This window comes from Streptomyces mirabilis (genome assembly GCF_039503195.1).
GTDB classification, from domain to species: Bacteria; Actinomycetota; Actinomycetes; order Streptomycetales; family Streptomycetaceae; genus Streptomyces; species Streptomyces mirabilis_D.
This window is the reverse complement of the sequence record NZ_JBCJKP010000001.1, coordinates 6,994,613-7,020,933: the sequence shown is the minus strand read 5'-3', so window position 1 is coordinate 7,020,933 and position 26,321 is coordinate 6,994,613. Positions and strand designations below refer to the sequence as shown.

At 71.0% G+C, this 26,321-nt stretch carries 16 protein-coding genes; 11 read left to right on the top strand and 5 right to left on the bottom strand.

The window, feature by feature from the left end:
- Positions 1-7: 7 nt before the first annotated feature.
- From AAFF41_RS32365 to AAFF41_RS32350, 4 genes are read right to left on the bottom strand one after another with little or no spacing between them, the layout of a single operon-like run.
- The gene (locus AAFF41_RS32365; protein ID WP_319746911.1) at positions 8-670 is read right to left on the bottom strand and encodes a response regulator transcription factor; all 663 of its coding nucleotides are present in this window, start codon (positions 668-670) and stop codon (positions 8-10) included.
- Positions 660-1,925: a sensor histidine kinase gene (locus AAFF41_RS32360; protein ID WP_319746909.1), complete on the bottom strand. Its 1,266-nt coding sequence runs from the start codon at positions 1,923-1,925 to the stop codon at positions 660-662. The genes AAFF41_RS32365 and AAFF41_RS32360 overlap by 11 nt, the downstream gene beginning before the upstream one ends.
- Before the next feature lie 25 nt (positions 1,926-1,950).
- Entirely contained in the window at positions 1,951-2,685 is a 735-nt protein-coding gene (locus AAFF41_RS32355) for an ABC transporter permease (protein ID WP_343325055.1), read from the bottom strand.
- Positions 2,682-3,584: an ABC transporter ATP-binding protein gene (locus AAFF41_RS32350; protein WP_319746904.1), complete on the bottom strand. Its 903-nt coding sequence runs from the start codon at positions 3,582-3,584 to the stop codon at positions 2,682-2,684. Before AAFF41_RS32350 ends, AAFF41_RS32355 begins: the two co-directional genes overlap by 4 nt.
- A gap of 185 nt (positions 3,585-3,769) precedes the next feature.
- Between AAFF41_RS32350 and AAFF41_RS32345 the strand changes: the two genes are divergently transcribed.
- From AAFF41_RS32345 to AAFF41_RS32315, 7 genes are all read left to right on the top strand, one after another.
- Entirely contained in the window at positions 3,770-5,596 is a 1,827-nt protein-coding gene (locus AAFF41_RS32345) for an ABC transporter ATP-binding protein (protein ID WP_319746901.1), read from the top strand.
- Entirely contained in the window at positions 5,593-7,524 is a 1,932-nt protein-coding gene (locus tag AAFF41_RS32340) for an ABC transporter ATP-binding protein (RefSeq protein ID WP_343325054.1), read from the top strand. The genes AAFF41_RS32345 and AAFF41_RS32340 overlap by 4 nt, the downstream gene beginning before the upstream one ends.
- A 53-nt stretch (positions 7,525-7,577) precedes the next feature.
- A complete protein-coding gene (locus AAFF41_RS32335; RefSeq protein WP_343325053.1) occupies positions 7,578-9,287 on the top strand; it encodes an ABC transporter transmembrane domain-containing protein in 1,710 nt (569 codons plus the stop codon).
- Positions 9,284-11,023, top strand: a complete 1,740-nt coding sequence (locus AAFF41_RS32330; protein WP_319746895.1) for an ABC transporter ATP-binding protein — start codon at positions 9,284-9,286, stop codon at positions 11,021-11,023. The genes AAFF41_RS32335 and AAFF41_RS32330 overlap by 4 nt, the downstream gene beginning before the upstream one ends.
- A gap of 471 nt (positions 11,024-11,494) precedes the next feature.
- Positions 11,495-13,531 carry a M4 family metallopeptidase gene (locus AAFF41_RS32325; protein WP_343325052.1) on the top strand — a complete coding sequence of 679 codons (2,037 nt, stop codon included), beginning with the start codon at positions 11,495-11,497 and terminating at the stop codon, positions 13,529-13,531.
- Between the two features lie 297 nt (positions 13,532-13,828).
- Positions 13,829-15,487, top strand: coding sequence for a M4 family metallopeptidase (locus AAFF41_RS32320; RefSeq protein ID WP_319746891.1), 1,659 nt, complete (start codon positions 13,829-13,831; stop codon positions 15,485-15,487).
- Between the two features lie 88 nt (positions 15,488-15,575).
- The gene (locus AAFF41_RS32315; protein ID WP_319746889.1) at positions 15,576-16,091 is read left to right on the top strand and encodes a DUF1990 domain-containing protein; all 516 of its coding nucleotides are present in this window, start codon (positions 15,576-15,578) and stop codon (positions 16,089-16,091) included.
- 31 nt (positions 16,092-16,122) lie between these two features.
- Here AAFF41_RS32315 and glgP read toward each other — a convergent pair whose 3' ends face one another.
- Positions 16,123-18,771 carry an alpha-glucan family phosphorylase gene (gene glgP / locus AAFF41_RS32310; protein ID WP_319746887.1) on the bottom strand — a complete coding sequence of 883 codons (2,649 nt, stop codon included), beginning with the start codon at positions 18,769-18,771 and terminating at the stop codon, positions 16,123-16,125.
- Positions 18,772-19,473: 702 nt separating this feature from the next.
- Between glgP and AAFF41_RS32305 the strand changes: the two genes are divergently transcribed.
- The 4 genes from AAFF41_RS32305 (at position 19,474) to AAFF41_RS32290 (ending at position 26,305) form a co-directional block, all read left to right on the top strand.
- Positions 19,474-20,676, top strand: coding sequence for a S8 family peptidase (locus AAFF41_RS32305; protein WP_319746886.1), 1,203 nt, complete (start codon positions 19,474-19,476; stop codon positions 20,674-20,676).
- Positions 20,677-20,870: 194 nt separating this feature from the next.
- On the top strand, positions 20,871-22,997 hold the full coding sequence (locus AAFF41_RS32300; RefSeq protein WP_319746883.1) for an alpha-1,4-glucan--maltose-1-phosphate maltosyltransferase: 2,127 nt from the start codon (positions 20,871-20,873) through the stop codon (positions 22,995-22,997).
- A complete protein-coding gene (gene treS / locus AAFF41_RS32295; protein WP_054232351.1) occupies positions 22,994-24,712 on the top strand; it encodes a maltose alpha-D-glucosyltransferase in 1,719 nt (572 codons plus the stop codon). The genes AAFF41_RS32300 and treS overlap by 4 nt, the downstream gene beginning before the upstream one ends.
- Positions 24,713-24,832: 120 nt before the next feature.
- Positions 24,833-26,305, top strand: coding sequence for a maltokinase N-terminal cap-like domain-containing protein (locus tag AAFF41_RS32290; protein ID WP_343325051.1), 1,473 nt, complete (start codon positions 24,833-24,835; stop codon positions 26,303-26,305).
- Positions 26,306-26,321: the final 16 nt, after the last annotated feature.

The window sequence follows — 26,321 nt, the reverse complement described above, 5'->3', positions numbered from 1 at the left end:
CGGGGCGTCAGCCCAGGATGCCCCGGTCGTACGCGACCGCCACCGCCGCCGCGCGGTCGTTGACGCCCAGCTTGGCGTACAGGTGGGTGAGGTGGGTCTTGACCGTGGCCTCGCTGATGAACAGGACGCGGGCGATCTCACGGTTCGAGGTGCCCTTGGCCACCAGGGCCAGGACCTCGCGCTCGCGGGCCGAGAGGGAGTCCTGGGTCGAGGCGGGCGCGCGGACCGCCGAGACCAGGCGGGAGGCGACCGCCGGGGAGAGCACCGTACGGCCCTGCGCCGCCGCGCGGACGGCGGTGAACAGCTCCTCCCGCGGGGCGTCCTTCAGCAGATAGCCCGTCGCGCCCGCCTCGATCGCGGGGAGGGTGTCGGAGTCGGTGTCGTACGTGGTGAGGACGAGCACCTTGGCGCGGGCGGCGCGGCGGGTGAGTTCCGCGATGGCCTCGACGCCGTTGCCGCCGGGCATGCGGAGGTCCATCAGGACGACGTCCGGGTCGAGGGAGGCGGTGAGGGCGACGGCCTCGACGCCGTTCGCGGCCTCACCGAGGACCGTGAATCCCGGCGCGGACTCGAACATGCCGCGCAGACCGTCCCGCACGACGGGATGGTCGTCGACGACGAGGAGGGTGATCGCGGCGTCATCGGCCGGGGCGAACGAGTCATCGGTCATGGCGGACCAACGGTACGCGCGCCGAGACCGCCGTACCCCGGCCGGGTTCGGACTCCAGGGTGAGGGAGCCCGCGACGCGTTCGGCGCGGGCCCGCATGCCGTCCAGGCCGAAGCCGCCGTTGCCGGTGCGTTCGGGCACGGCGGCGGGGTCGAAGCCGCGTCCGTCGTCGCGTACGTCCAGGGTCACCTCGTCGCCCATGAAGGAGAGGGTGACGCCGAGCCGGGCCGCGCGCGCGTGCCGGGACGCGTTGGACAGGGCCTCCTGGGCGATACGCAGGAGCGTCGCCGAGATCTCCTCGTGGAGGTGTTCCGCCGTGCCGGTGAGGGTGAAGTCCGCGCGGACGCCGGTGCGTCGGGCCCAGTCCGCGACCGTCTTCTTCAGCGCCTCGGGAAGGCCGTCGTGTTCCAGGGCGGCCGGAGCGAGGTTGTGCACCGAACGGCGCGCCTCACCCAGGCTCTGGCGGGCCAGCTCCGACGCGCGGCCCAGATGTACGCGGGCGGCCCCCGGATCGGGGGTGTTCGCGACGACCTGGAGCTGCGCGATGATGCCGGTCAGGCCCTGGGCGATCGTGTCGTGGATCTCGGCCGCCAGCCGCCGGCGTTCGTCGGCCACGCCGGCTTCCCTCGCCTGGACGAGGAGTTGGGCGTGCAGGGCGGCGTTCTCGTCGAGGGCCTGTTGCAGGGCGGCGTTGGTGCGTTCGAGTTCGGTGATGGTCTCGGTGCGCTCCCGGGAGCGCTGGGCCTCCTGCTGGGTGAGATGGGCGACCACCATCTGCAGGCCGGAGTTGGCGACCAGGAGCGCGGCGAAGAGGATCCACTGGACGCCGCTCCCGAACGGCAGCCCGCCGGCCTGCGCAGCGGCCACGGTGACCGCGCTCGCGAACAGTCCGAGCCGCTGCCATCTGCCCGGGATCAGCTCGTCGGCGTCCATGTAGCCGGCGGCGGCGTAGAACGCGAAGAACGGGTCCATCCAGGTGAGGGCGAAGCCGATGCCCCAGCGCACGACGTAGTACGCCGTCCCCGCCCGGGACGGGATCCGGCCACGGCCGGCCCGGCGGGCGCGGGTGCCGTGCCACCACAGCTGGAGGGCGACCGCGGCGACGACCAGGGCCCAGGCGGCGTACCACTCGGTGGAACGGTCGATCACGCCGGCGGAGGCGAGCGCCAGGACGACACTGATGCCGAGCAGACCATACGGCCCCCAGGTGTGCAGCTGCTCCCAACGCCGCTCGATCTGCCGGTCCTTGGTGGTCATCTCCCCAGTCTGCACGGCCCCTCGCCTACTCCCATCGGAACCAGCGGGAGGCACCCGCCGTGAGCAGCACCGTCCAGGCCGCGAGCACCCCCAGGTGCGCCCAGCCCGGCCAGTCGCCGGCCGCCGCCCGGTTCAGGGCCTGCGCGGCGGCGCCGAACGGGGTGGAGCCGACGACTCGGGCGAGTCCGTCCGGCATGGCCTGCACCGGCAGCCACACACCCGCGCAGAACATCATCGGGAAGAACACCGCCGACCCGATCGCGCCCGCGATCTTCGTCGTCCGGGACAGCGCGGAGACCACCGCGCCCAGCGCGAGCGCGGCCAGGATCGCGAGGAGCAGGGCGAGGAGATAGCCGTACGGCTGCTCGGGCAGTCGTACGTCGAAGGCGAGTCGGCCCACCGCCAGCGCGCACAGGGCCGAGACGAGCGCCGCCGCGCCGTAGACCAGCATCTGCGCGGACAGCAGGGCGGACGGGCGTACCGGAGTGGTGGACATGCGGCGCAGGATGCCGCGCTCGCGGTAGCCGGTGATGTTCTGCGGCATCGACTGCAGCGCGCCGACGATCATGCCGAGGAGCACGGCGACCGGGACGTACACGTCGACCGTGCGCAGGCCCCCCAGGTCGGCGTGGTGTTGGCGGAAGGACGGGATGGAGCCCAGGATCACCAGCAGCAGGGTGGGGAACGCCAGGATCCAGAAGAGGGCGCCCGGTTCGCGGCGGAAGAGGCGCAGCTCGGCGCGCAGGACTGCGGTGTTCATGGGGTGACCTCCGTCAGGTCCAGGAACGCGTCGTCCAACGTGGCGTCGGAGACGCGGAGTTGGTGGGCGGTGATGTGGCCCCGGGCGAGCAGGGTGATGACCGCGTTGACGGTCTCGTCGGTGCCGGACAGCGTGATCCGGCCGTCCTTGTGCTCGACCGACGCGAGCGCGGGCAGCGCGTTCAGGTCACCCTCGTCCAGCGGCGCGGACGGCGTGAAGCTGATGACGGTGGAGCCCGCCGAGCGCCGGATCAGCCCTGACGGGGTGTCCAGGGCTGCCACCCGGCCCTTGTCGATCACAGCGATCCGGTCGCACAGGCGCTGCGCCTCCTCCATGAAGTGCGTGACGAGCAGGACGGTGACCCCGCTCGCCCGGACGTCCTCGATGAGCTGCCAGGTGTCGCGGCGGGCGCGCGGGTCGAGCCCGGTGGTCAGTTCGTCGAGGACGACGACCCGGGGGTTGCCGATGAGGGCGAGCGCGATGAACAGGCGCTGTTTCTGGCCGCCGGAGAGCTTCGCGAAGCGGGTGGCGAGCTTGGCGGTCAGGCCGAGGCGTTCGGCGAGGGGCCGCCAGTCGGCGGGGTGCGGATAGAAGGCCGCGTACAGCTCCAGGGCTTCGCGGACGGTGAGCTTGGCCTGGAGCTCGCTCTCCTGGAGCTGGGCGCCGAGGACGCGGGCGACCTGTTCGTGGTCGGCGACGGGGTCGAGCCCGGTGACCCGGACGCGGCCCGCGTCGGGGATCCGCAGGCCCTCGACGCACTCGACGGTGGTGGTCTTGCCGGCGCCGTTCGGGCCGAGGATCCCGAAGATCTCGCCCTCCTCGACGGCGAAGGAGACACCGTCGACGACGGGCCGGCCGCCGTAGGACTTGCGCAGTCCGGTGACTTCGATGACTGACATGTCCCGAGGATCCCGGCGGGACGGGAGCGGGCACATCATCCATCGCGCTCGAAGCGGCATCAACCGATCGGTTGATGCGGCGATACGACCGAGCCCCGGGGCACCGGTCCCGGATCCGTGGAACGATTCAGGTCGGGCCAAAACTCGGTGGGCTCTGTCAGTGCCGAACCGTAGGCTCGCTCCTGATGTCCACTTCAGATGCGGTGACCCCGGGCCGAGCCGACCATTCGACCGTACGCAGCCTGCTGCGCCTGTGGCCGTACGTGCGGCCGGTGCGCACGCGGCTGTTCAGCGCCGCCTTCGTCGCGGTCCTCGCCTCCTGTACGGGGCTGGTGTTCCCGCTCGTCCTGAAGTGGATGGTGGACGGTCCCGTGGCCGAGCACGACGCGGCGGGCATCTGGCTCGGCGCGCTGTATCTGCTGCTGCTCGGGATCGCGGAGGCGGTGCTGTTCGGGCTGCGGCGGTGGCTGGTGGCGCGGCCCCTGTCGGGGGTCGAGGCCGACATGCGGGCGGATCTGTACCGGCATCTGCAACGGCTCCCCGTCGCCTTCCACGACCGCTGGGCCTCCGGTCAGCTGCTGTCCCGGGGCACCACGGACCTGATGCTGGTGCGCCAGTTCCTCGCCTTCCCCCTGACGTTCCTGCTGGTCAACTCCGTGACGATCCTCGTCGGCGTCATGATCATGCTGGCCCAGGAGTGGACCCTCGGCCTGGTGCTGCTGGCTCCCGCGGTGCCTCTGATGGTGGTCTGCTGGCTCTTCGAGCGGCACTACTCGCTGGTGGCGCGGCGGGCCCAGGACCAGGTGGGCGATCTCACGACGGTCGTCGAGGAGAGCGTGCTCGGCATCCGCATCATCAAGGGCTTCGGACGCCACCGCAGCCAGGCCCTCGCCTTCCGGGAGCTGTCCCGCACCCTGCGCGGCACGGAGCTGGCCAAGGCGCGCCTCCTCGCCGCCATCCTGACGGTCATCGTCACGCTCCCCGAACTCGCCATCGGCGCGGCCCTCGTGCTCGGCACGGTCCAGGTCGCCGACGGACACCTGTCCGCCGGCACGCTGGTGGCGTTCCTGTCCACGGCGCTGGCGCTGCGCTGGCCCGTCGAGTCCATCGGCTTCCTCCTCGCGATGAGTCAGGAGGCGGCGACGGCGACGGAGCGGTACTTCGAGGTGATGGACGAGCAGCCGGAGTCCACCGGGACGTCCGCGATCGCCGACGGATCGTCCGCCGTCTCCGACGGATCGTCCGCGGTCGCCGCCGGGAAGGGCGAGGGCGGACTCCGCTTCCACGGCGTCCAGTTCCGCTATCCCGACGCCCCGGCGGACGCGCCCCCCGTCCTCGACCGCATCGATCTGCACATCCGTCCGGGTGAGTCGATGGCCCTGGTCGGTGCGACCGGCACCGGGAAGACCACCCTCACCGCCCTCGTCCCACGGCTGCACGAGGTGACGGCCGGGCGGATCACGCTGGACGGCGAGGACATCACGGCGATGCCCCGCGAGGAGCTTCGCGCGCGCGTGGCCGTGGCCTTCGAGGAGCCCACGCTCTTCTCGGCCGCCGTCGGGGAGAACGTGCTCATGGGCGCCCCGGACACCGCGGGGGAAGCGGACCTGGACCGTGCCCTCGCCGTCGCCCAGGCCGACTTCGCGCACGCGCTCCCGCAGGGCACGCGGACCCAGGTCGGCGAGCAGGGCCTGAGCCTGTCCGGCGGCCAGCGCCAGCGCCTCGCCCTCGCGCGGGCCGTCGTCGGCCGCCCCGGCTTCCTCGTCCTCGACGACCCCCTGTCGGCGCTGGACGTCCACACGGAGGCCGCGGTCGAGGCCGCGCTGCGCCGCGTACTGGCGGAGACGACCGCGCTGATCGTGGCGCACCGCCCGTCCACGGTCCTGCTCGCCGACCGCGTGGCCCTGCTCTCCGGCGGCCGTATCACCGCGGTCGGCACCCACCACGAACTGCTGCGCAGCAACGCCGAGTACGCCCATCTGATGTCAGGTGACGAGGAGGCCGACCGATGAGGGCGCCCACGACGACCGCGCCGAACAAGGAACCGGACCGGGAACCGGGCAGGGAACCGGGCAGGGAAGGGGGCACGGCACCCGACGGCGGGGAGCCCGGCACGGACCGTGCGGACGCGCGGGACTCCCACGAGCACCAGGACCCCTTCGACCGCGACGCCCTGCCCACTCCCCCGGGCGCCACCGCAGCGCTCCTGCGTTCCCTCCTCGCCCCGCTCAAGGCCCGTGTGGTGGTGACGATGGCGCTGCTCCTGCTCCAGCAGGCCGCCATCCAGGCGGGCCCACTGATCGTCGCGTACGCCATCGACCGTGCCGTACCGGCCTTCCGCGCGCACGACCACGGCCCGCTGATCGCGGTGGGTGTCGGCTATCTGCTGTGCGCGCTGGCCGCCGGCGGGCTCCAGTACGCCTTCACCCAGGCGTCCGCCCGCGTCAACCAGGACGTGCTGCTCGACCTGCGCGGCCGGATCTTCCGCCACGCACAGGCGCTCAGCATCGACTTCCACGAGCGCTACACCTCGGGCCGGCTGATCTCCCGCTCCACGACGGACGTCGAGTCGCTGCGCGAACTGCTCAGCGAGGGCCTGCAGGAACTCATCACGGTGATCCTGTCCTTCGTCTACATCTCGGCGATGCTGCTCTGGCTGGACCTGGGTCTGGGCGCGGTGGCGGTGGCGTCCTTCGTGCCGCTCCACCTCCTCGTACGGCAGTACCGGCGCCGCGCCGGCCGTATCTACCGCCTCCGCTCGACCGCGATCGCCGCCGTCATCGTGAAGTTCGCGGAGACGATGAACGGGATCCGGCCGGTGCGCGCGTTCCGCCGCGAGGACGCCAACGACGCCGAGTTCCGGGTGCTCAACAAGCGCCACGAACGCACCAACGGCGACGCCCTGCTGGAGATGGCCCGCTATGTCGTCGGCTCCCGGCTGATCGCCAACGCGGCGGTCGCGGGGATCGTGCTGTGGGGCGCGTACCGGGTGGCCGGGGGTTCGCTGGCGCTGGGCGTGCTGGCCGCCTCGGTGCTGTATCTGCGCCGCCTGTACGACCCGATCGACCGGCTGGGCATGTTCCTCAACGCCTACCAGTCCGCGGCGGCCTCGCTGGAGAAGATCGCGGGCCTGCTGGCCCAGACGCCGTCCGTGCCGGAGCCGGCCGAACCGAGGCGGCTGCCCGCGCTCGCCTCCGCGCAGCCGGGCCGCGAGGTCGTCTTCGAGGACGTCCGCTTCGCCTACCGCACCGGCGGCGAGGTGCTGCCCACGTTCTCGCTCACGATCCCCGCGGGGCAGACGGTGGCCGTGGTCGGCTCGACGGGCGCGGGCAAGTCGACGCTCGCCAAGCTGCTGGCCCGCTTCTACGACCCCACGGACGGCCGGGTCCTGCTCGACGGCGTCGACCTGCGCGAGCTGTCCGTGCCCGAACTGCGGCGCGGGGTGGTGATGGTGACCCAGGAGGCCTTCCTGTTCTCGGGCACGGTCGCCGAGAACATCTCCATCGGCCGCTCCGACGCGAGCCGCGAGGAGATCGAGCGGGCCGCCAAGGCGATCGGCGCCCACGACTTCATCAGCGCGCTGCCCGAGGGCTACGACACGGACGTACGCAAACGAGGCGGCCGTATCTCCGCCGGGCAGCGCCAACTCGTCGCCTTCGCACGAGCGTTGCTCGCCGACCCGGCCGTCCTCATCCTCGACGAGGCGACCAGCTCCCTCGACATCCCGGGGGAACGGGCGGTGCAGCGCGCCATGTCGACGGTCCTGCGCGGCCGGACGGCGGTGGTCATCGCCCACCGCCTGTCGACGGTGGAGATCGCCGACCGGGTGCTGGTGATGGAGCACGGGCGGGTGGTCGAGGACGGCAGCCCGGCCGAGCTCGTCGCGTCCACCGGCAGGTTCGCGGACCTGCACCAGGCATGGCGCGACAGCCTCGTGTAGCCGACGGCGAGCGACTCGTACAGCGGACGGCGAGTGAAAGGCATGAGGGCCCGATGATCGACGCTCACGAGGACCCGGGGACGCCCGACTGCCGGGGCGGGTGGCGGTATCTGTGGTGGCTGGTCACCCGGCAGTCGGGGCGCAGCGCGGCCGGCGCGCTGCTCGCCACGGTGTGGATGACGCTCCTGGCGCTGCCGCCGTATCTGCTGTCCCGGGCGATCGACGACGGCCTGGAGCCGGACGACCGGGGCGCGCTGTTCGGCTGGACGGCCGCCGTGCTGGGTATCGGCGTGTTCAACGCCTGGCTGGGCATCATGCGGCACCGGACCATGACCAAGGTCCGGATGGACGCCAACTTCCGCACGGTCAAGGTCGTGGTGGGGCAGTCGGCGCGGCTGGGTGCCGCGCTGGGCCGCCAGGTCGGCGCCGGGGAGGTCGTCACGATCGGCGTCGGTGACGTCCAGACGATCAGCCAGTCGCTGACCGTCGTCGGTCCCGGCATCGCCGCGATCGTCACCTACGGCGTGGTGGCCGCGCTGCTGATGTCGGTCTCGCTCCAGCTGTCGGTGGTGATACTCCTCGGGGTGCCGCTGATCGCCGGGCTCGTCGGCCCGCTGATGGGTCGGTTGCAGGGTGCGGAGACCGAGTACCGCGAGCGGCAGGGGGTGCTGACCGCGCGGATCGGCGACCTCGCGGGGGGCCTGCGTGTCCTCAACGGTCTGGGTGGCAAGGGGCTGTTCGCGGACACCTTCCGCCGCGACTCGCAGCAGCTGCGGGCGCAGGGGTACCGGGTCGGGGCGGCGACCAGCTGGATCCAGGCACTGGGCACGGGACTGCCGACCCTCTTCCTCGCCCTCGTGACCTGGCTCGCGGCCCGGCTCGCCGCCCAGGGCGAGATCTCCATCGGCCAGTTGGTTTCCGTGTACGGCTATGTCGCGGTCCTCGTGATGCCGGTGTACTTCTTCATCGAGAGCGGCTACCAGCTCAGCCGGGCCGTCGTCGCCGCCCGGCGTGTCGTACGGTTCCTGTCCCTGGAGCCCGTCGCCGACCACCCCGACGCCCGGGACGCGCCCGCCTCCCCGGCGGTGCTGCACGATCCGGACTCCGGGGTACGGGTGCTGCCGGGGCGGCTCACCGCGCTGGTCGGAGCCGTTCCCGTGGAGTCCGAGGCCGTCGTCGACCGCCTCGGCCGGTACGCGGAGACGGCGGTCACGTGGGGTGGCGTACGGCTCGACGAGATCGCCCTGGCGCAGGTGCGCGAGCGGATCCTGGTCGCGGACAACGAGGCCGACCTGTTCGCGGGCACCCTGCGCGAGCTGATTTCCGGCCGCCGGGAGCACGACGAGGAGGCGATCGCCCGGGCGGTGCGCGCGGCGGCGGCGGACGACATCGTGCTCGGTCTCCCCGACGGTCTCGACTCGGACGTCACCGCCCAGGGCCGCAGCCTCTCCGGCGGCCAGCGACAGCGCGTACGTCTGGCGCGGGCGCTGCTCGCCGACCCCGAGGTACTGCTCGCCGCCGAACCCACCTCGGCGCTCGACGCGCACACCGAAGCGGCCGTGGCGGCCCGGCTGCGGGCCGCACGCTCGGGCCGTACGACCGTCGTCACCAGCACCTCGCCGCTGATGCTCGACCAGGTGGACACCGTGCACTTCCTGGTCGACGGCAAGGTCGCGGCGAGCGGCAGCCATGACGAACTCCTCGACGGGGAGCCGGCATACCGGGCGCTGGTGGCCCGCGACACGGAAGAGGTCCTGCGATGAGCGCGCATCTGCCGGTCGCCGAACCCGTCGAGGTGCGCCGGGCGGCAGTGCGGCTGATCCGGGCGGACGGGCGGTCCTTCGCCGCCGTGCTCGGCCTCAACTCGCTGGCCGCGGCGGCCGGTCTGGTCGGGCCCTGGCTGCTCGGGCGGATCATCGACGACGTACGGGCCGGGGACGGTGTGGACGTCGTGGACCGGCTGGCGTCGGTCATCCTGGTGTGCTCGCTGGCGCAGCTGCTGCTGGCGCGGTGGGCACGGTACGTGGGGCACCGCTTCGGGGAGCGGACGCTGGCCCGGGTGCGGGAGCAGTTCGTGGAGCGGGCGCTGAGTCTGCCCGCCTCGGTCGTGGAGCGGGCCGGCACCGGCGACCTGACCGCGCGCGGCACCGCCGATGTCACCGTGGTGGGCAACACCCTGCGCGACGCCGGGCCCGAACTGCTCATCTCGTGCGCCCAGGCGTTGTTCATCCTCGGCGCGGTCTTCGTCATCGCCCCGCTGCTCGGCGCCTGCGGGGTGCTCGGGCTCGTCGGCATCTGGTTCGCCCTGCGCTGGTATCTGCGCCGTGCGCGCACCGCGTATCTCGCCGAGGGCACCGCCACCTCGGACGTCGCCGAGATCCTCGCGGCCACCGCGTCCGGTGCCCGTACGGTGGAGGCGTTCGGGCTGCAGCGCGGCCGGATCGCCGCGAGCCGTCGGACGCTGGAGACGTCCCGCGTCCGGCGGATGCGGACCCTGTTCCTGCGCAGCGTGTTCTTCCCGGCCGTGGAGGTGTCGTACGTCGTTCCCGTGGTCGCCGTCCTGCTGGTGGGCGGTGCCCTGCACGCGAGGGGGGCGATGAGCCTGGGTGCGGTGGTCGCCGCGACCCTGTATCTGCGCCAGCTCGCGGAGCCGCTCGACCAGATCCTGATGCAGGTCGAGCAGTTGCAGAGCAGCGGCGCCTCGTTCGCCCGCGTCGAGGGGCTGGCCCGCGCGCCACGGGCCGTGCCGTCGGGCTCGCCGACCCCGGTCGACGACCGGATCGACGTGACGGATGTCCGCTACTCCTACGACCGCGGGGGCGAGGTGCTGCGCGGAGTCGACCTGACCGTGCGGCCCGGGGAACGGCTGGCCGTCGTCGGGCCCTCCGGCGCCGGGAAGACCACTCTGAGCCGACTGCTCGCGGGCATCGACGCGCCGCGGTCCGGCTCGGTGACGGTGGGGGGCGTACCGATCGCCGACCTCGATCCCGAGCAGTTGCGCCGGCAGGTCGTCCTCGTCACCCAGGAGCACCACGTGTTCCTGGGCACCGTTCGCGACAACCTGCTGATCGCCGAACCCGCCGCCGACGACGCGGCGTTGTGGGCGGCGCTGGCCGCCGTCGGCGCCGACGGCTGGGTCCGGGAGCATCCGGACGGCCTGGACACCGAGCTCGGCACCGGCGGCCGCCGGACGGACGGGTCGCGGGCCCAGCAGCTCGCCCTGGCCCGGGTGGTGCTGGCCGACCCGCACACCCTCATCCTCGACGAGGCGACCGCCCTGCTCGATCCGACGACCGCGCGCCACACCGAGCGTGCGCTCGCCGCCGTGCTGGAGGGGCGCACGGTGATCGCCATCGCGCACCGGTTGCACACCGCGCACGACGCGGACCGGGTCGCCGTGATGGAGGACGGACTGCTCACCGAACTCGGCACGCATGACGAGCTGGTGGCGGCCGAGGGGGCGTACGCGGCACTTTGGCGGACGTGGCACGGGGACTGATGCGGGGGCCGAGCGGGGACCAGGACGGGGGCCCGAGCGGGGTCGGAGCGAGGCCCTGAGCGGGGCTCAGGGCGAGGCCCTGAGCGGGGGTCAGGGCCGGGTGCGTCGGGGCTCGTCCGGCCGCTCTGGCGAGGTGCGGCAGGGCCCTCGCACCTCGCCCCGCCACGGACCGGACACGCTCCGGCAAACAGTCCGCATGCCGAACATGAACACCCGGACAACGGACGAATTCCGGCCAAGTTCCTGACGCGGTCCTGACAGAAAGCGAAATCTCCTGCCACTCTTCCCACGGCAACTTCACAGCAACCTCACAGCACCGTCGCCGTGTCGTGGCCGTGGAACCCCAGGCAACTGGTTCCGCGATCCACACTGTTCTGCCCTGTTCTGCCCTGTTCTGCCCGGACGGGTACCCACCCCGACCGGATCCCCACTGGCCGCGCGAGCCGTGGCCACGCAGAAGGAGTCAGTGTGTTGAGCAGCAGTTCCTCCCACAGACGCACCTCCCACACCCAGCGCCGTGTCGCGGCCGTCGCCCTCGTCGGCGTCTCCGCCCTGCTGGCCGCGGCCGTCCAGTCGGGCGCCGCGAGCGCGGCCCCCCAGAAATCCTCCCTCGGCAAGATCAACCGTGGTTCCCTCGCCGTCCAGCTCACACCTTCGCAACGCGCGGAGCTGATACGCGACGCGGACGCCGCCAAGGCGGCCACCGCCAAGGACCTGGGCCTCGGGGCCAAGGAGAAGCTCGTCGTCCGCGACGTCATCAAGGACGCGGACGGCACGGTCCACACCCGCTACGAGCGCACGTACGCGGGACTCCCGGTCCTCGGCGGCGACCTGGTGGTCGACACCACCAAGACAGGGAAGACCGAGCAGGTCATCAAGGCGACGCGGGCCACCCTCAAGGTCGCCTCGCTCACGCCCGCCATCGCCGCCTCCAAGGCGGAGAAGCAGGCCCTGTCCGTCGCCAAGGCCGACGGTTCGAAGAAAACGGACGCCGACCGGGCGCCCCGCAAGGTGATCTGGGCGGCGAACGGCACACCGACCCTGGCGTACGAGACGGTCGTCGGCGGCTTCCAGGACGACGGCACCCCGAACGAGCTGCACGTCATCACCGACGCGGCCACCGGCAAGAAGCTCTACGAGTACCAGGGCATCGAGACCGGCATCGGCAACACCCAGTACAGCGGCCAGGTGACGCTGACGACCACGCAGTCGGGCTCCAACTACACACTCACCGACGGCGCGCGCGGCGGCCACAAGACGTACAACCTCAACCACGGTACGTCCGGCACCGGCACCCTGTTCTCGCAGACCAGCGACACCTGGGGCAACGGCACCACGTCGAACGCCGCGACCGCGGGCGCCGACGCCCACTACGGCGCCGCCGAGACGTGGGACTTCTACAAGAACACCTTCGGCCGCAGCGGCATCAAGAACAACGGCGTGGGTGCGTACTCCCGGGTCCACTACGGCAACGCGTACATCAACGCGTTCTGGGACGACAGCTGCTTCTGCATGACGTACGGCGACGGGGCAGGCAACGCGGACCCGCTGACCGCGCTGGACGTGGCCGGGCACGAGATGAGCCACGGCGTCACCTCCAACACCGCGGGTCTCAACTACACCGGTGAGTCCGGCGGCCTCAACGAGGCGACCTCCGACATCTTCGGCACCGGCGTCGAGTTCTACGCCAACAACTCCTCCGACGTGGGTGACTACCTCATCGGCGAGAAGATCGACATCAACGGCGACGGCACCCCGCTGCGCTACATGGACAAGCCCAGCAAGGACGGCAGCTCGGCGGACAACTGGTCCTCCAGCGTGGGCGGTCTCGACGTCCACTACTCGTCCGGTGTCGCCAACCACTTCTTCTACCTGCTGAGCGAGGGCAGCGGCGCCAAGGTCATCAACGGCGTCAGCTACAACTCGCCGACCGCCGACGGCCTTCCGGTCACCGGCATCGGCCGCGACAAGGCCCTGCAGATCTGGTACCGGGCGCTCACCACCAAGTTCACCTCGACCACCAACTACGCGGCGGCCCGCACCGGCACGCTCGCGGCGACGGGCGAGCTGTACGGCACGACGAGCGCCGAGTACACGGCGGTGCAGAACGCCTGGGCGGCCGTGAAGGTCGGCTCGCGTCCGGGCGGCGGCGGCACCGGTACGTCGTTCGAGAACACCAGCGACGTATCGATTCCGGACAACGGGCCGGCCGTGACGTCGTCGATCGCGGTCACCGGCCGTACCGGCAACGCCCCGTCGAACCTTCTGGTCGACGTGGACATCGTGCACACCTGGCGCGGCGACCTGGTCGTGGATCTGCTGGCCCCGGACGGCACGGTGTACCCCCTGAAGGCCTTCAGCTCCTCCGACTCGGCGGACAACGTCCAGGAGACCTACACCGTCAACGCGTCCTCCGAAGTCGCCAACGGCACCTGGAAGTTGCGGGTCCAGGACAAGGCCGCGCAGGACACCGGCTACATCAACAGCTGGAAGCTGACGTTCCCGTAGACCGCACCTGAACACACGGCACCGACAGGGCGTCGCCCCGGGGTTCGACTCCCGGGGCGGCGCCCTCTTTGCCGCGCCATGACCCTGCTTTTGTTGCCGCTTGACCAAGATCGAGATCCGCTTAACGAACAGCGATCTTCATCCAACGGACGCTTTTCGGCCAAGATTTCATCGCCCTCCTGACATGTACGCGCCCTGGATGTCACTCTTCCACCGCACGGCTCACCCGCACCGCAACTTCGCACCTTCCGTACGGCCACCCCACGCCGTCCGGTCGCCCCCACAAGAGGAGATTGCGTGACCCCCCTCTACGCGCGTCACAAGCGCACCACTCTGGCCATCGCCACCGCTGTCGCTGCCGGAGCCCTGCTCACCACCGGTCTGACCACCGGTGCCTCCGCCCAGACCGAGTCGGCCGCCGCCAAGGCGAAGCTCCCCGGCGCCACGGTCCAGCTCTCCGCCGCCGCACGCACGAGCCTGATCCAGCAGGCCGACGCGGCCGCGCCCGAGACCGCCCAGCAGATAGGCCTCGGCGCCAAGGAGAAGCTCGTCGTCAGAGACGTCCTCAAGGACGCGGACGGCACCGTGCACACCCGCTACGAGCGCACGTACAACGGCCTTCCGGTCCTCGGCGGCGACCTGGTCGTCCACGAGTCCAAGGCCGGCAAGACCGAGGGCGTCACCAAGGCCGTGAAGACGGCCATCAAGGTCGCCTCGCTGAAGCCGCAGGTCACCACCGCGAAGGCCGAGAAGCAGGCTCTCACCGCCGCGAAGGCCGCCGGTTCGGAGAAGACCACGGCCGACCGCGCCCCCCGCAAGGTGATCTGGGCCGCCACCGGCAAGCCCACCCTCGCCTACGAGACGGTCGTCGGCGGTCTCCAGGACGACGGCACCCCGAACGAGCTGCACGTCATCACCGACGCGGCCACCGGCAAGAAGCTCTACGAGTACCAGGGCATCGAGACCGGCACCGGCAAGACCCTCTACTCGGGCACGGTCAGCCTCAACACCACCCTGTCGGGCTCGACGTACCAGCTGACCGACGGGACCCGCGGCGGCCACAAGACGTACAACAAGTCGCACAGCACCTCCTCCTCCACGGGCACCCTGTTCACCGACGCGGACGACACCTGGGGCACCGGCGCGGCCTCCAGCTCCACCACCGACCAGACCGCGGCCGCCGACGCCGCGTACGGCGCGCAGGAGACGTGGGACTTCTACAAGAACACCTTCGGCCGCAGCGGCATCAAGAACAACGGGGTCGGCGCGTACTCCCGCGTCCACTACGGCAACGCGTACGTCAACGCGTTCTGGGACGACAGCTGCTTCTGCATGACGTACGGCGACGGCTCCGGGAACACCCACCCGCTGACCTCGCTGGACGTGGCCGGGCACGAGATGAGCCACGGCGTCACCGCCAACACGGCCGGTCTCAACTACTCCGGCGAGTCCGGCGGTCTGAACGAGGCGACCTCCGACATCTTCGGCACCGGCGTCGAGTTCTACGCCAACAACTCCTCCGACGTGGGTGACTACCTCATCGGCGAGAAGATCAACATCAACGGCGACGGCACCCCGCTGCGCTACATGGACAAACCCAGCAAGGACGGCGGCTCCGCCGACTACTGGTCCTCCAGCGTCGGCAACCTGGACGTGCACTACTCGTCCGGTGTCGCCAACCACTTCTTCTACCTGCTGAGCGAGGGCAGCGGCGCCAAGACCATCAACGGCGTCAGCTACAACTCGCCCACGTACAACGGCACGGCCGTCACCGGCATCGGCCGGGACAAGGCCCTGCAGATCTGGTACAAGGCGCTGACGACGTACTTCACGTCGACGACCAACTACAAGTCGGCCCGCACGGGGACGCTCTCCGCGGCGTCCGCCCTGTACGGCTCGACCAGCGCCGAGTACAAGGCGGTGGCCGCGGCCTGGACAGCGGTCAACGTGAGCTAGTGCCCACGGGGTCCTCGGGACCCCCTCAGGCACCTTGGGCGGTACCCGGAGGGAAGGCACCTCCGGGTACCGCCCTACGCTGTCCCCCATGGTCTCCCCGGACAACCCCTTCACCTACGAGGACGTGGGCGCGACGCGCGACGGCCGCTGCCCGCCGGGGTTCCACCCCCTGCACCTGCGCACCCGCGTCGGCGAGGGCGAGGCCGTCTTCCGCGCGGCCTCCGAAGCGCTGATGACCTGGGAGATGCACCGCGCCATGGGCGTGGGCATCACCGCCACCGCCGACAAGGCAGCCCCCGGAGTCGACGTCACCGTCGGACTCGGCCCCCTCAGAGCCCCCTGCCGTGTGGTCTGGACGGTCGAGGAGTACCGCCGGGCCGGCTGGGCCTACGGCACCCTGCCCGGCCACCCCGAGCACGGCGAGGAGGCCTTCGTGGTCGACCGCACGGGCGACGGCACGGTCTGGCTGACCGTGACCGCCTTCAGCCGTGCGGCCAAGTGGTACACCCGCGCGGGAGGACCGGCGACCCGGGGGCTCCAGCACGCCTACGCACGGCGCTGCGGGACCGTACTGCGTCGGCTGTGCGCGGGGTTCGAACCGTAGGCCCGCAGTCCGCCTTCCGCTTTCGGCCCGCTCAGCGCATCAGGACCCCGGCCTCCTCCCCCACCTCCTCCGAAGGCATCGTGACCAGGCCCAGCTCGGCGCCGGACGCGAGCAGTCGGTGCGTGGGGAGAATACGGACCGTGTAGCCGAACGGGCCGGTGCGGTCCAGGGAGAGCGGCCCCTCGTACACCCAGCGCCCTTCCAGGTCCGGGCCGCCCGCCGGTTTCAGCGGGACGCAGCTCGCGTCCGCGATGCGGTCCTGCGAGTCGACGCGGCCCGAGACCGCCTGGACCTCGACGTCGTCCGGGGCGAGGTCGGCCAGCGCCACCCGCACGCGCAGGGAGAGGGTGGTGCCCAGTTCGGCGGTCGTGGTGGCGGCGGAGGCCTCCAGATGGTCCACCGTGACCCGGGGCCAGGCCGCCCGGACGCGGGACTTCCAGGCGGCCAGTTCGCGGGCCGCCTCCGGGGCCAGGGCGCGGTGGGCGCGGGCCGCGGGGGCGTAGAGGCGCTCCACGTACTCGCGCACCATCCGGCCCGCCAGGACCTTCGGGCCGAGATGGGTCAGCGTCTGGCGGACCATCTCGATCCACCGGTCGGGCAGACCGTGCTGACCCCGCTCGTAGAAACGGGGCGCCACGCGCTGTTCCAGCAGCTCGTAGAGGGCCGCCGCCTCCAGGTCGTCGCGGCGGTCGTCGTCCGTCGCCGTGCCGTCCGCCGTCGGGATCGCCCAGCCGAAGTCCGGCTGGAACCACTCGTCCCACCAGCCGTCCAGGACGGAGAGGTTCAGACAGCCGTTGAGTGCCGCCTTCATCCCGGACGTGCCGCAGGCCTCCAGCGGGCGGAGCGGGTTGTTCAGCCAGATGTCGCAGCCCGGGTACAGCTTCTGCGCCATCGCCATCCCGTAGTCCGGGAGGAAGACGATCCGGTGGCGTACGCGCGGGTCGTCCGCGAACCGGACCAGTTCCTGCACGAGTCGCTTGCCGCCGTCGTCCGCGGGGTGAGCCTTGCCCGCGACCACGATCTGGATCGGGCGTTCGGCGTGCAGGAGGAGGTCCATCAGGCGGTCGCGGTCGCGCAGCATCAGGGTCAGACGTTTGTAGGAAGGGACGCGGCGGGCGAAGCCGATCGTGAGGACGTCCGGGTCCAGCACCCCGTCGATCCAGCCGAGTTCGGCCGTTCCGGCGCCGCGCTGGCGCCAGGAGGCGTGCAGGCGTTCCCGTACCTCGAGGACCAGTTGCTCGCGCAGTACCCGGCGCAGGTCCCAGATCTCCTGGTCGGCGATGTCCGCCACCGCGTCCCAGCGGTCCGAGCCGCCGACCGTCATCGCGTCCTCGGTGCGCTGCGCGCCGATCTGGCGGGCGCCGAGACGGAAGACCTCCGGTGCCACCCAGGTCGGTGCGTGCACGCCGTTGGTGACCGAGGTGATCGGGACCTCGTCCGGGTCGAAACCCGGCCACAGCCCGGAGAACATCTCGCGGCTGACGTGACCGTGGAGCAGCGACACCCCGTTGGCCCGCTGGCCGAGCCTGAGCCCCATCACGGCCATGTTGAAGAGGTTCGGCTCACCGCCCGGATAGGTCTCCATGCCGAGGCCGAGGATGCGCTCGACGTCGATACGGGGGAGTTCGGCGTCCGGGCCGAAGTGGTGGGCGACCAGTTCGCGGTCGAAGCGGTCGATACCGGCGGGGACGGGGGTGTGGGTGGTGAAGACGGTACCGGCGCGGACGGATTCGAGAGCGGCCTCGAAGTCCAGCCCGCCGTTGCCGTCGTCCCCGTCCTGTCCCTCGGCGAGTTCGGCGATGCGTTCCAGGCCGAGGAAGCCCGCGTGGCCCTCGTTGGTGTGGAACACCTCGGGCTGGGCGTGGCCGGTCAGCCGGCAGTACGTCCGTACGGCGCGCACCCCGCCGATGCCGAGCAGCATCTCCTGCAGCAGCCGGTGCTCGCTGCCGCCGCCGTACAGCCGGTCGGTCACCCCGCGTTCGCCCAGGTCGTTCTCCTCGACGTCGGAGTCGAGCATGAGGAGGGGGACGCGACCGACCTGGGCCAGCCAGATGCGGGCGCGCAGGGCGCGGGCGCCGGGGAGGGCGAGGGTGACCTGGGCCGGGGTGCCGTCGGATTCGCGCAGGGGTACGAGAGGGAGTTCGTTGGGGTCGAGGACGGGATAGTGCTCCTGCTGCCAGCCGTCTCGGGAGAGGGACTGGCGGAAGTAGCCGTGCCGGTAGAGGAGTCCTACGCCGATGAGGGGTACGCCGAGGTCGCTGGCGGCCTTGAGGTGGTCGCCGGCGAGGATGCCGAGGCCGCCGGAGTACTGGGGCAGGGCCGCGGTGATGCCGAACTCGGGTGAGAAGTAGGCGATGGCGGCGGGGAGGTCGGGAATCTGGGTCTGGGTCTGATACCAGCGATCGCCGGTCACGTAGTCGCGCAGGTCGTCGGCGACGGCGGCGAGGCGGCGCAGGAAGCGGCGGTCCTCGGCGAGTTCCGCGAGGCGGTGGGGAGGGACGCTGCCGAGCATGCGTACGGGGTCGCCGTCGGAGGCGGTCCAGCGTTCGGGGTCGACGGACTGGAACAGGTCGCGGGTCTCGGCGTGCCAGGACCAGCGCAGGTTGCGGGCGAGGTCGCTGAGCGGGTGAAGGGCGTCGGGCAGTACGGGGCGAACGGTGAATCTGCGGATTGCCTTCACAAGTTCCACCTTCACAAAAGACGTATGCGGCGGGATGTACGTCACCGACGACGGTAGCGGCGAGGGTGTTTCCACGACACGGCGCATCGATGAACTCCGACGTCGTGGGTGGCGGGTGCGTGGGTGGGTCGGGGGGCGCGCGTGGGTGGGTCGGGGGGCGTGGGGGTGCGTCGAGCCCGTCGCCGCCGGATCAGACGTGGGCCGGGCCGGCGAGCCGCTGCTCGATCCGAACGTGAGCGACGGGCTTGCGACACACCCCCACGCCCCCTTCCGCAGTCCGCTGGCCGCGGGCGAGTGGAACACGACGTCAGAACACGCCTGAACACGACGGGGCGCAGCCCCCGCCTCAGGGGCGCGGGGAACTGCGCGACCAGCCCCCACCGGCCGCCGGTCGAGCCAATCGCCCGAGCGGGGGATCGGGGCGCAGCCCCGGCCTGGGGGCGCGGGGAACTGCGCGAACGGACCCCACCGGCCCACAGTCGACGGACTCGGCCGAGGGCGTCGACGAGAGGAACCGTCGGCCGGGAATCGACGCGACCATTCCGCCCCACCCCCGGAGGGTATGGCCGATTCCGCCCGCATGGGCGGCCTTGTGGTGCTTCACACCACACGAGAGGCTGCCAAGTGGCGTACGCGCGACCCCGGTCGCACACCGGTCGGTCCCGGTCGGCGTACGCCGACTTGAGGAGGGGAACTCACGTCATGGCACAGACGAGACAGCGGCGTCTGCGCTGGGCAGGATGCCTCACCGCGGTCACGACGGCCGCGGTGCTTTCGGCCGTCACCCTGCCCGCGCACGCCGCCCCGGAGGGGCGGATACTCGGCGCCGGCGAACCCGGTTCCGTCAGCGGTAGTTACATCGTGACACTCAAGGGGGGTACGAGGGCTCCGTCGTCGGTGGGTAAGGGCATCGCCGAGAAGTACGGAGCGCGAATCAGCCACACGTACGGCACGGCGCTCAACGGGTACGCGGTTCAGGTGCGCGAGAAGCAGGCGCGGCGGCTCGCGGCGGACTCCCGTGTGGCCTCCGTCGTCCAGGACACCCGGGTGACACTCGACCACTTCGAGAAGAACCCGCCGTCCTGGGGGCTGGACCGGATCGACCAGCCCGCTCTGCCGCTCGACAAGGGCTACACGTGGCCGGAGTCGGCGGGCGCGGGCGTGACGGCGTACGTCATCGACACGGGGATCCGGATCACGCACAAGGACTTCGGGGGGCGGGCCGGTTACGGCTGGGACTTCGTGGGCAACGACAAGGCGGCGGGGGACGGGAACGGGCACGGGACGCATGTCGCCGGGATCATCGCGGGGACGACCTACGGTGTGGCGAAGAAGGCCAAGGTCGTGTCCGTGCGGGTGCTGGACAACGCCGGATCCGGCACCACCGCGCAGGTCATCGCCGGTATCGACTGGGTGACCCGGCACGCGCACAAGCCCGCGGTCGCCAATCTGAGCCTGGGCGGCCACGCGAACGCCCAGTTGGACGCCGCCGTCCGCAACTCCATCGCCTCCGGAGTGACGTACTCGGTCGCGGCGGGCAACGACGGACTGGCCGCCGGGCTGTACTCCCCCGCCCGGGTCAAGGAGGCGCTGACGGTCGGGGCGAGCGACAGGGCCGACGCCCGGGCGAGCTTCTCCAACTTCGGGGCGGCGCTCGACCTGTTCGCGCCCGGCGTGGCGATCACGTCGGCGTCGTACGCGAGCGACACCGGGAAGGCGACCTTCTCCGGTACGTCGATGGCGAGCCCGCATGTCGCGGGCGCGGCGGCGCTCTATCTCGCCGGTCACCCGAAGGCGACCCCGGCCCAAGTGGGCACAGCGTTGGTCGGGCGGGCGGTGTACGGGAAGGTCGTCGGTGCGGGGCTCGGTTCGCCGAACAGGCTTCTGCAGGTCGGCTCTTCGTAAAGAACCGCCGTAGCAGGCACCAGCCTCGCCCGTCGGACGAGGCCGGTCTTGTGTGTAGACATACGCGTAAGTAGTTAGCAACCTGCCGGATTGCTCACCCGAATAGGGTGGGAAGGCTCCCCCGGTACGCCCCGCAGGCCCCACCTCCCCACACCGTCATCCGCCCACCCACGTTGACGCGGACAGGAGCGGTCATGCCCGCCACGCACCACACGTCGCCACCCCCGACGACCACCTCCGACACACCCCCCATACACAAGGTCGACGCCGTCCCGCGCGCCCCGGAGCAACCCTCCGAACAGGCGGGTGAAAGGGGCGAGAGCGTCGGACGCATTCCCGTCGTCGACGTTCGGCCCCTCGTCCTGCAAGGCCGTCGCCCCGCCAAGGCGGTCGTCGGCGAGGTCTTCGAAGTCACGGCCACCGTCTTCCGCGAAGGTCATGACGCCGTCGCCGCGAACGTCGTCCTGCGCGATCCGGAGGGCCGCACCGGCCCCTGGACCCCGATGCGCGAACTCGCCCCCGGCACCGACCGCTGGGGCGCCACCGTCTGTGCCGGGACGACCGGCCACTGGACGTACACCGTGGAGGCCTGGAGCGATCCGGTCTCCACCTGGCGCCATCACGCGGGGATCAAGATCCCGGCGGGCATCGACACGGAACTGGTCCTGGAGGAGGGCGCCCGGCTGTACGAGCGCGCTGCCGCCGGAGTGCCGAAGAGCAAGGGCAGAAGGGATGTCGTCCTCGCCGCGGCGGACGCACTGCGGGACACCGGCCGTTCCTCGGCGGCCCGGCTCGCCGCCGCCCGTACCCCTGAAGTGGACAGGGTCCTCACTCGTCATCCGCTGCGTGAGCTGGTCAGCAGCTCGGAGCCGCTGCCCCTGCTGGTGGAGCGCGAGCGGGCGCTGTACGGCTCCTGGTACGAGTTCTTTCCGCGTTCGGAGAGCGGACATCTCGATCCGCCGGTGCACGGCACGTTCCGCAGCGCCGCCGAGCGGCTGCCCGCCATCGCGCGGATGGGTTTCGATGTCGTGTATCTGCCGCCGATTCATCCCATCGGGACCACTTATCGCAAGGGGCCCAACAACACTCTCTCTGCGGGGGCGTACGACGTCGGTGTGCCGTGGGCGATCGGCTCCCCGGAGGGCGGGCACGACGCCGTTCACCCGGACCTCGGCACGATCGACGACTTCGACGCCTTCGTGAGGCGGGCGGAGCGGGAGGGGCTGGAGATCGCGCTCGACTTCGCGCTCCAGTGCTCGCCGGATCATCCGTGGGTGCAGAAGCATCCCGAGTGGTTCCACCACCGGGCGGACGGGTCGATCGCGTACGCGGAGAATCCGCCGAAGAAGTACCAGGACATCTATCCGATCGCCTTCGACCAGGACATGCCGGGGCTGATCCAGGAGACGCTGCGGGTGCTGCGGCACTGGATGAGCCACGGTGTGCGGATCTTCCGCGTCGACAACCCGCACACGAAGCCGGTCGTCTTCTGGGAGCGGGTCATCGCGGACATCAACCGCACCGACCCGGACGTGATCTTCCTGGCCGAGGCGTTCACCCGGCCCGCGATGATGCGCACGCTGGGGGCGGTCGGCTTCCAGCAGTCGTACACCTATTTCACCTGGCGCAACACCAAGGAGGAGCTGACCGACTACCTCGGTGAGCTGTCGGGGGAGGCGTCCGCCTACATGCGGCCCAATTTCTTCGTGAACACCCCGGACATCCTGCACGAGTTCCTTCAGCACGGCGGGCGGCCGGCCTTCGAACTGCGTGCGGTGCTCGCCGCGACGCTGTCTCCGACCTGGGGCGTCTACAGCGGATTCGAGCTCTGTGAGCACACCCCCCTGCGTGCGGGCAGCGAAGAGTACCTGAACTCCGAGAAGTACCAACTGCGTCCGCGGGATTGGGAGTCGGCGGAGCGGGAGGGTCGTAGCATCGCGCCATTGCTGAGGGCGCTCAACGCCATCCGCCGGCGCAGTCCGGCACTGCGCCAGTTGCGCGGCCTCCACTTCCACCACACGGACAAGGACGCGGTGATCGCCTACTCGAAGTCGGTCACGGACGGGAGCGGATCGAACACGGTTGTGGTGGTGGTCAACCTCGACCCCCACCACACCCAGGAGGCGACGGTCTCGTTGGACATGCCGCAACTCGGCCTGGACTGGCACGAGTCCGTGCCGGTGCGCGACGAGCTCACCGGCGAGACCTACAACTGGGGCAGGGCCAACTATGTGCGTCTTGAGCCAGGGCATAGCCCCGCGCACATCCTCACCGTCCTGCGACCGTCCTCACCGCAGATCGGAGGGTCACCCACCACATGATCGTCAACGAGCCCGTCCCGGACACTTTCGAGGACACCCCGGCCAGGGACCGCGACCCCGACTGGTTCAAACGCGCCGTCTTCTACGAGGTCCTGGTCCGCTCCTTCCAGGACAGCAACGGCGACGGCATCGGCGACCTCAAGGGCCTCACCGCGAAACTCGACTACCTGCAATGGCTGGGCATCGACTGCCTGTGGCTGCCCCCGTTCTTCAAATCACCCCTCAGGGACGGCGGCTACGACGTCTCCGACTACACCGCCGTCCTGCCCGAGTTCGGTGACCTCGCCGACTTCGTCGAGTTCGTCGACGCCGCCCACCAGCGCGGCATGCGCGTCATCATCGACTTCGTCATGAACCACACCAGCGACCAGCACCCGTGGTTCCAGGAGTCCCGCACCAACCCCGACGGACCCTACGGCGACTACTACGTCTGGGCCGACGACGACAAGCAGTACGAGGACGCCCGGATCATCTTCGTCGACACCGAGGCCTCCAACTGGACCTTCGACCCGGTCCGCAAGCAGTACTTCTGGCACCGCTTCTTCTCCCACCAGCCCGACCTCAACTATGAGAACCCCGCCGTCCAGGAAGAGATCATCTCCGCGCTGCGGTTCTGGCTGGACCTGGGCATCGACGGGTTCCGGCTGGACGCGGTGCCGTACCTGTACCAGGTCGAGGGAACGAACTGCGAAAACCTTCCGGCCACGCACGAGTTCCTGAAGCGGGTGCGCAAGGAGATCGACACGCACTATCCGGACACGGTGTTGCTGGCGGAGGCGAACCAGTGGCCCGAGGACGTCGTCGACTACTTCGGCGACTTCCCCTCCGGCGGCGACGAGTGCCACATGGCGTTCCACTTCCCCGTCATGCCGCGGATCTTCATGGCGGTACGCAGGGAATCCCGGTACCCGGTCTCGGAAATCCTGTCGAAGACCCCGGCGATCCCGTCCGGCTGCCAGTGGGGCATCTTCCTGCGCAACCACGACGAGCTCACCCTCGAAATGGTCACCGACGAGGAACGCGACTACATGTACGCGGAGTACGCCAAGGACCCGCGGATGCGCGCCAACATCGGCATCCGGCGCCGGCTCGCCCCGCTGCTCGACAACGACCGCAACCAGATCGAGCTGTTCACCGCCCTGCTGCTGTCCCTGCCCGGCTCGCCGATCCTCTACTACGGCGACGAGATCGGGATGGGCGACAACATCTGGCTCGGCGACCGCGACGCGGTACGCACCCCGATGCAGTGGACACCCGACCGCAACGCGGGCTTCTCCTCCTCGGATCCCGGCCGGCTGTTCCTGCCCACGATCATGGACCCCGTCTACGGCTACCAGGTGACGAACGTCGAGGCCTCCATGTCCTCGCCCTCGTCCCTGCTGCACTGGACCCGCCGCATGATCGAGATCCGCAAGCAGAACCAGGCCTTCGGCCTCGGCTCCTACACGGAACTCCAGTCCTCCAACCCCGCCGTCATCGCGTTCCTGCGCGAGGCCCCCTCCACCGAGGGCACAGAGGACGACCTCGTCCTGTGCGTGCACAACTTCTCCCGCTTCGCCCAGCCCACCGAACTGGACCTGCGGGCCTTCAACGGCCGCCACCCGGTCGAACTCATCGGCGGGGTGCGATTCCCGGCCATCGGAGAGCTGCCGTACTTGCTCACCCTCGCGGGCCACGGCTTCTACTGGTTCCGGCTCCGCAAGGACGCCGTCTGATCCAAGGACAGACTCCAGAACCCGGTCGGCGGGGCGGTTTCCTCCGTCCCGCCCTGGGCACGCATCAGTAACACCCCGACTCCCCCGGTCTCCGGGCCCCTGGGGAAAGGACGCGACGTCATGTCGGAAGCCGCAATCCACTCTGTCACGGCCCCCGTCGCACGCCCCGAGTTGCTCGCGTCGCTCGATCCACTCCTACGGGAATGGCTGCCACGGCAGCGCTGGTTCGCGGGCAAGGGCCGTCCGGTGACCGGGTTCTCCCTGGTGACGGCCAACGAACTGCTGCCCTCGACGGCTCAGTTGGGCCTGCTCCACCTGCTGGTCCGGGCGCACCAGCCGCTCACCCCCGCCCAGGGAGCCGGCGCCCAGCCCGGCGACTGCTACCAACTGCTCCTCGGCGTACGCGAGGCACTCCCGCCGCACCTCGCGCCCGCGCTGATCGGGCACGTGGAGGAGGGACCGCTGGCGGGACACACGGTCTACGAGGCACTGCACGACCCGCGCCCCGCCGACGTACTCCTGGAGGCCCTGCGCACCCGGGCCCGCGTCGGCGAGCTGCGTTTCGAACGGGACCGACGCCAGGAGATACGGGGCGATCTGATACCGCGCCTGATCACCGCGGAACAGTCCAACTCGTCCCTGGTCTTCGGAGATACGTTCATCCTGAAGCTGTTGCGCCGCATCGTCCCGGGGGTGAACCCCGATCTGGAGCTGCCGCTGACGCTCGCCCGGGAGGGCTGCCCACGGGTGCCGGCACCGACGGCGTGGATGGCCGCCGACCTGGACGGGGAGACGTACACACTGGGCGTGCTGCAACCCTATGTCCAGGGCGCGGTGGACGGCTGGGAGCTGGCCCTGAGCGAACTGGCCAAGGAGAGCGAACTGGCGAAGGACGGCTGTCGCGACGGCGAGGGCTTCACCGGGGAGGCGCGAGCGCTGGGCCGGGCCACCGCCGAGGTGCACACGGCCCTCGCCCGGGCCCTGCCCACGGTCACCCTGGGGCACGTGCAGATGGAACTGCTCGCCGACGGCATGACCGAGCGGCTGGCCACGGCGGCGCAGGCGGTGCCCGCGCTGCGGCCGTACGCCGCCGGTCTGCGCACCGCCTTCGAGGCGCTGGCCGACCTGGCCTCCGAGGGGCGGACCTGGACCGCCCAGCGCATACACGGGGATCTGCACCTCGGCCAGTGCCTGCGCGCGCCCTCCGGGGAGTGGTCGCTCATAGACTTCGAGGGCGAGCCCTCGAGACCGCTCGCCGAGCGCCGCATGCCCCAGCCGCCCCTGCGGGACATAGCGGGGATGCTCCGCTCCTTCGACTACGCGGCCCACGCCGTCCCCGGGGCCCTCGGCTCCGCTCGAGCAGGGGGCGGCACCCCAGTCCCGGCGGTGCCCGACTGGGCCGACATCTGCCGGGCCGCGTACTGCGCCGGATACGCGGAGGTCGCCGGCCGCGACCCGCGCGCCGATCCCGTACTCCTGCGCGCCTACGAGACGGACAAGGCGATCTACGAAGTCCTGTACGAGGCCCGGCACCGGCCCGACTGGCTGCCGGTCCCGATGGCGGCGATACGCCGACTCGCCGCGTCCCCCTGACCTTCCCCACCTCACC

What these genes read in the sequence shown, in the direction of transcription:
- AAFF41_RS32365 (WP_319746911.1), bottom strand. Translation starts at nt 670, where the DNA reads ATGACCGATGACTCGTTCGCCCCGGCCGATGACGCCGCGATCACCCTC.
- AAFF41_RS32360 (WP_319746909.1), bottom strand. Translation starts at nt 1,925, where the DNA reads ATGACCACCAAGGACCGGCAGATCGAGCGGCGTTGGGAGCAGCTGCAC.
- AAFF41_RS32355 (WP_343325055.1), bottom strand. Translation starts at nt 2,685, where the DNA reads ATGAACACCGCAGTCCTGCGCGCCGAGCTGCGCCTCTTCCGCCGCGAA.
- AAFF41_RS32350 (WP_319746904.1), bottom strand. Translation starts at nt 3,584, where the DNA reads ATGTCAGTCATCGAAGTCACCGGACTGCGCAAGTCCTACGGCGGCCGG.
- AAFF41_RS32345 (WP_319746901.1), top strand. Translation starts at nt 3,770, where the DNA reads ATGTCCACTTCAGATGCGGTGACCCCGGGCCGAGCCGACCATTCGACC.
- AAFF41_RS32340 (WP_343325054.1), top strand. Translation starts at nt 5,593, where the DNA reads ATGAGGGCGCCCACGACGACCGCGCCGAACAAGGAACCGGACCGGGAA.
- AAFF41_RS32335 (WP_343325053.1), top strand. Translation starts at nt 7,578, where the DNA reads ATGATCGACGCTCACGAGGACCCGGGGACGCCCGACTGCCGGGGCGGG.
- AAFF41_RS32330 (WP_319746895.1), top strand. Translation starts at nt 9,284, where the DNA reads ATGAGCGCGCATCTGCCGGTCGCCGAACCCGTCGAGGTGCGCCGGGCG.
- AAFF41_RS32315 (WP_319746889.1), top strand. Translation starts at nt 15,576, where the DNA reads ATGGTCTCCCCGGACAACCCCTTCACCTACGAGGACGTGGGCGCGACG.
- AAFF41_RS32305 (WP_319746886.1), top strand. Translation starts at nt 19,474, where the DNA reads ATGGCACAGACGAGACAGCGGCGTCTGCGCTGGGCAGGATGCCTCACC.
- AAFF41_RS32300 (WP_319746883.1), top strand. Translation starts at nt 20,871, where the DNA reads ATGCCCGCCACGCACCACACGTCGCCACCCCCGACGACCACCTCCGAC.
- treS (WP_054232351.1), top strand. Translation starts at nt 22,994, where the DNA reads ATGATCGTCAACGAGCCCGTCCCGGACACTTTCGAGGACACCCCGGCC.
- AAFF41_RS32290 (WP_343325051.1), top strand. Translation starts at nt 24,833, where the DNA reads ATGTCGGAAGCCGCAATCCACTCTGTCACGGCCCCCGTCGCACGCCCC.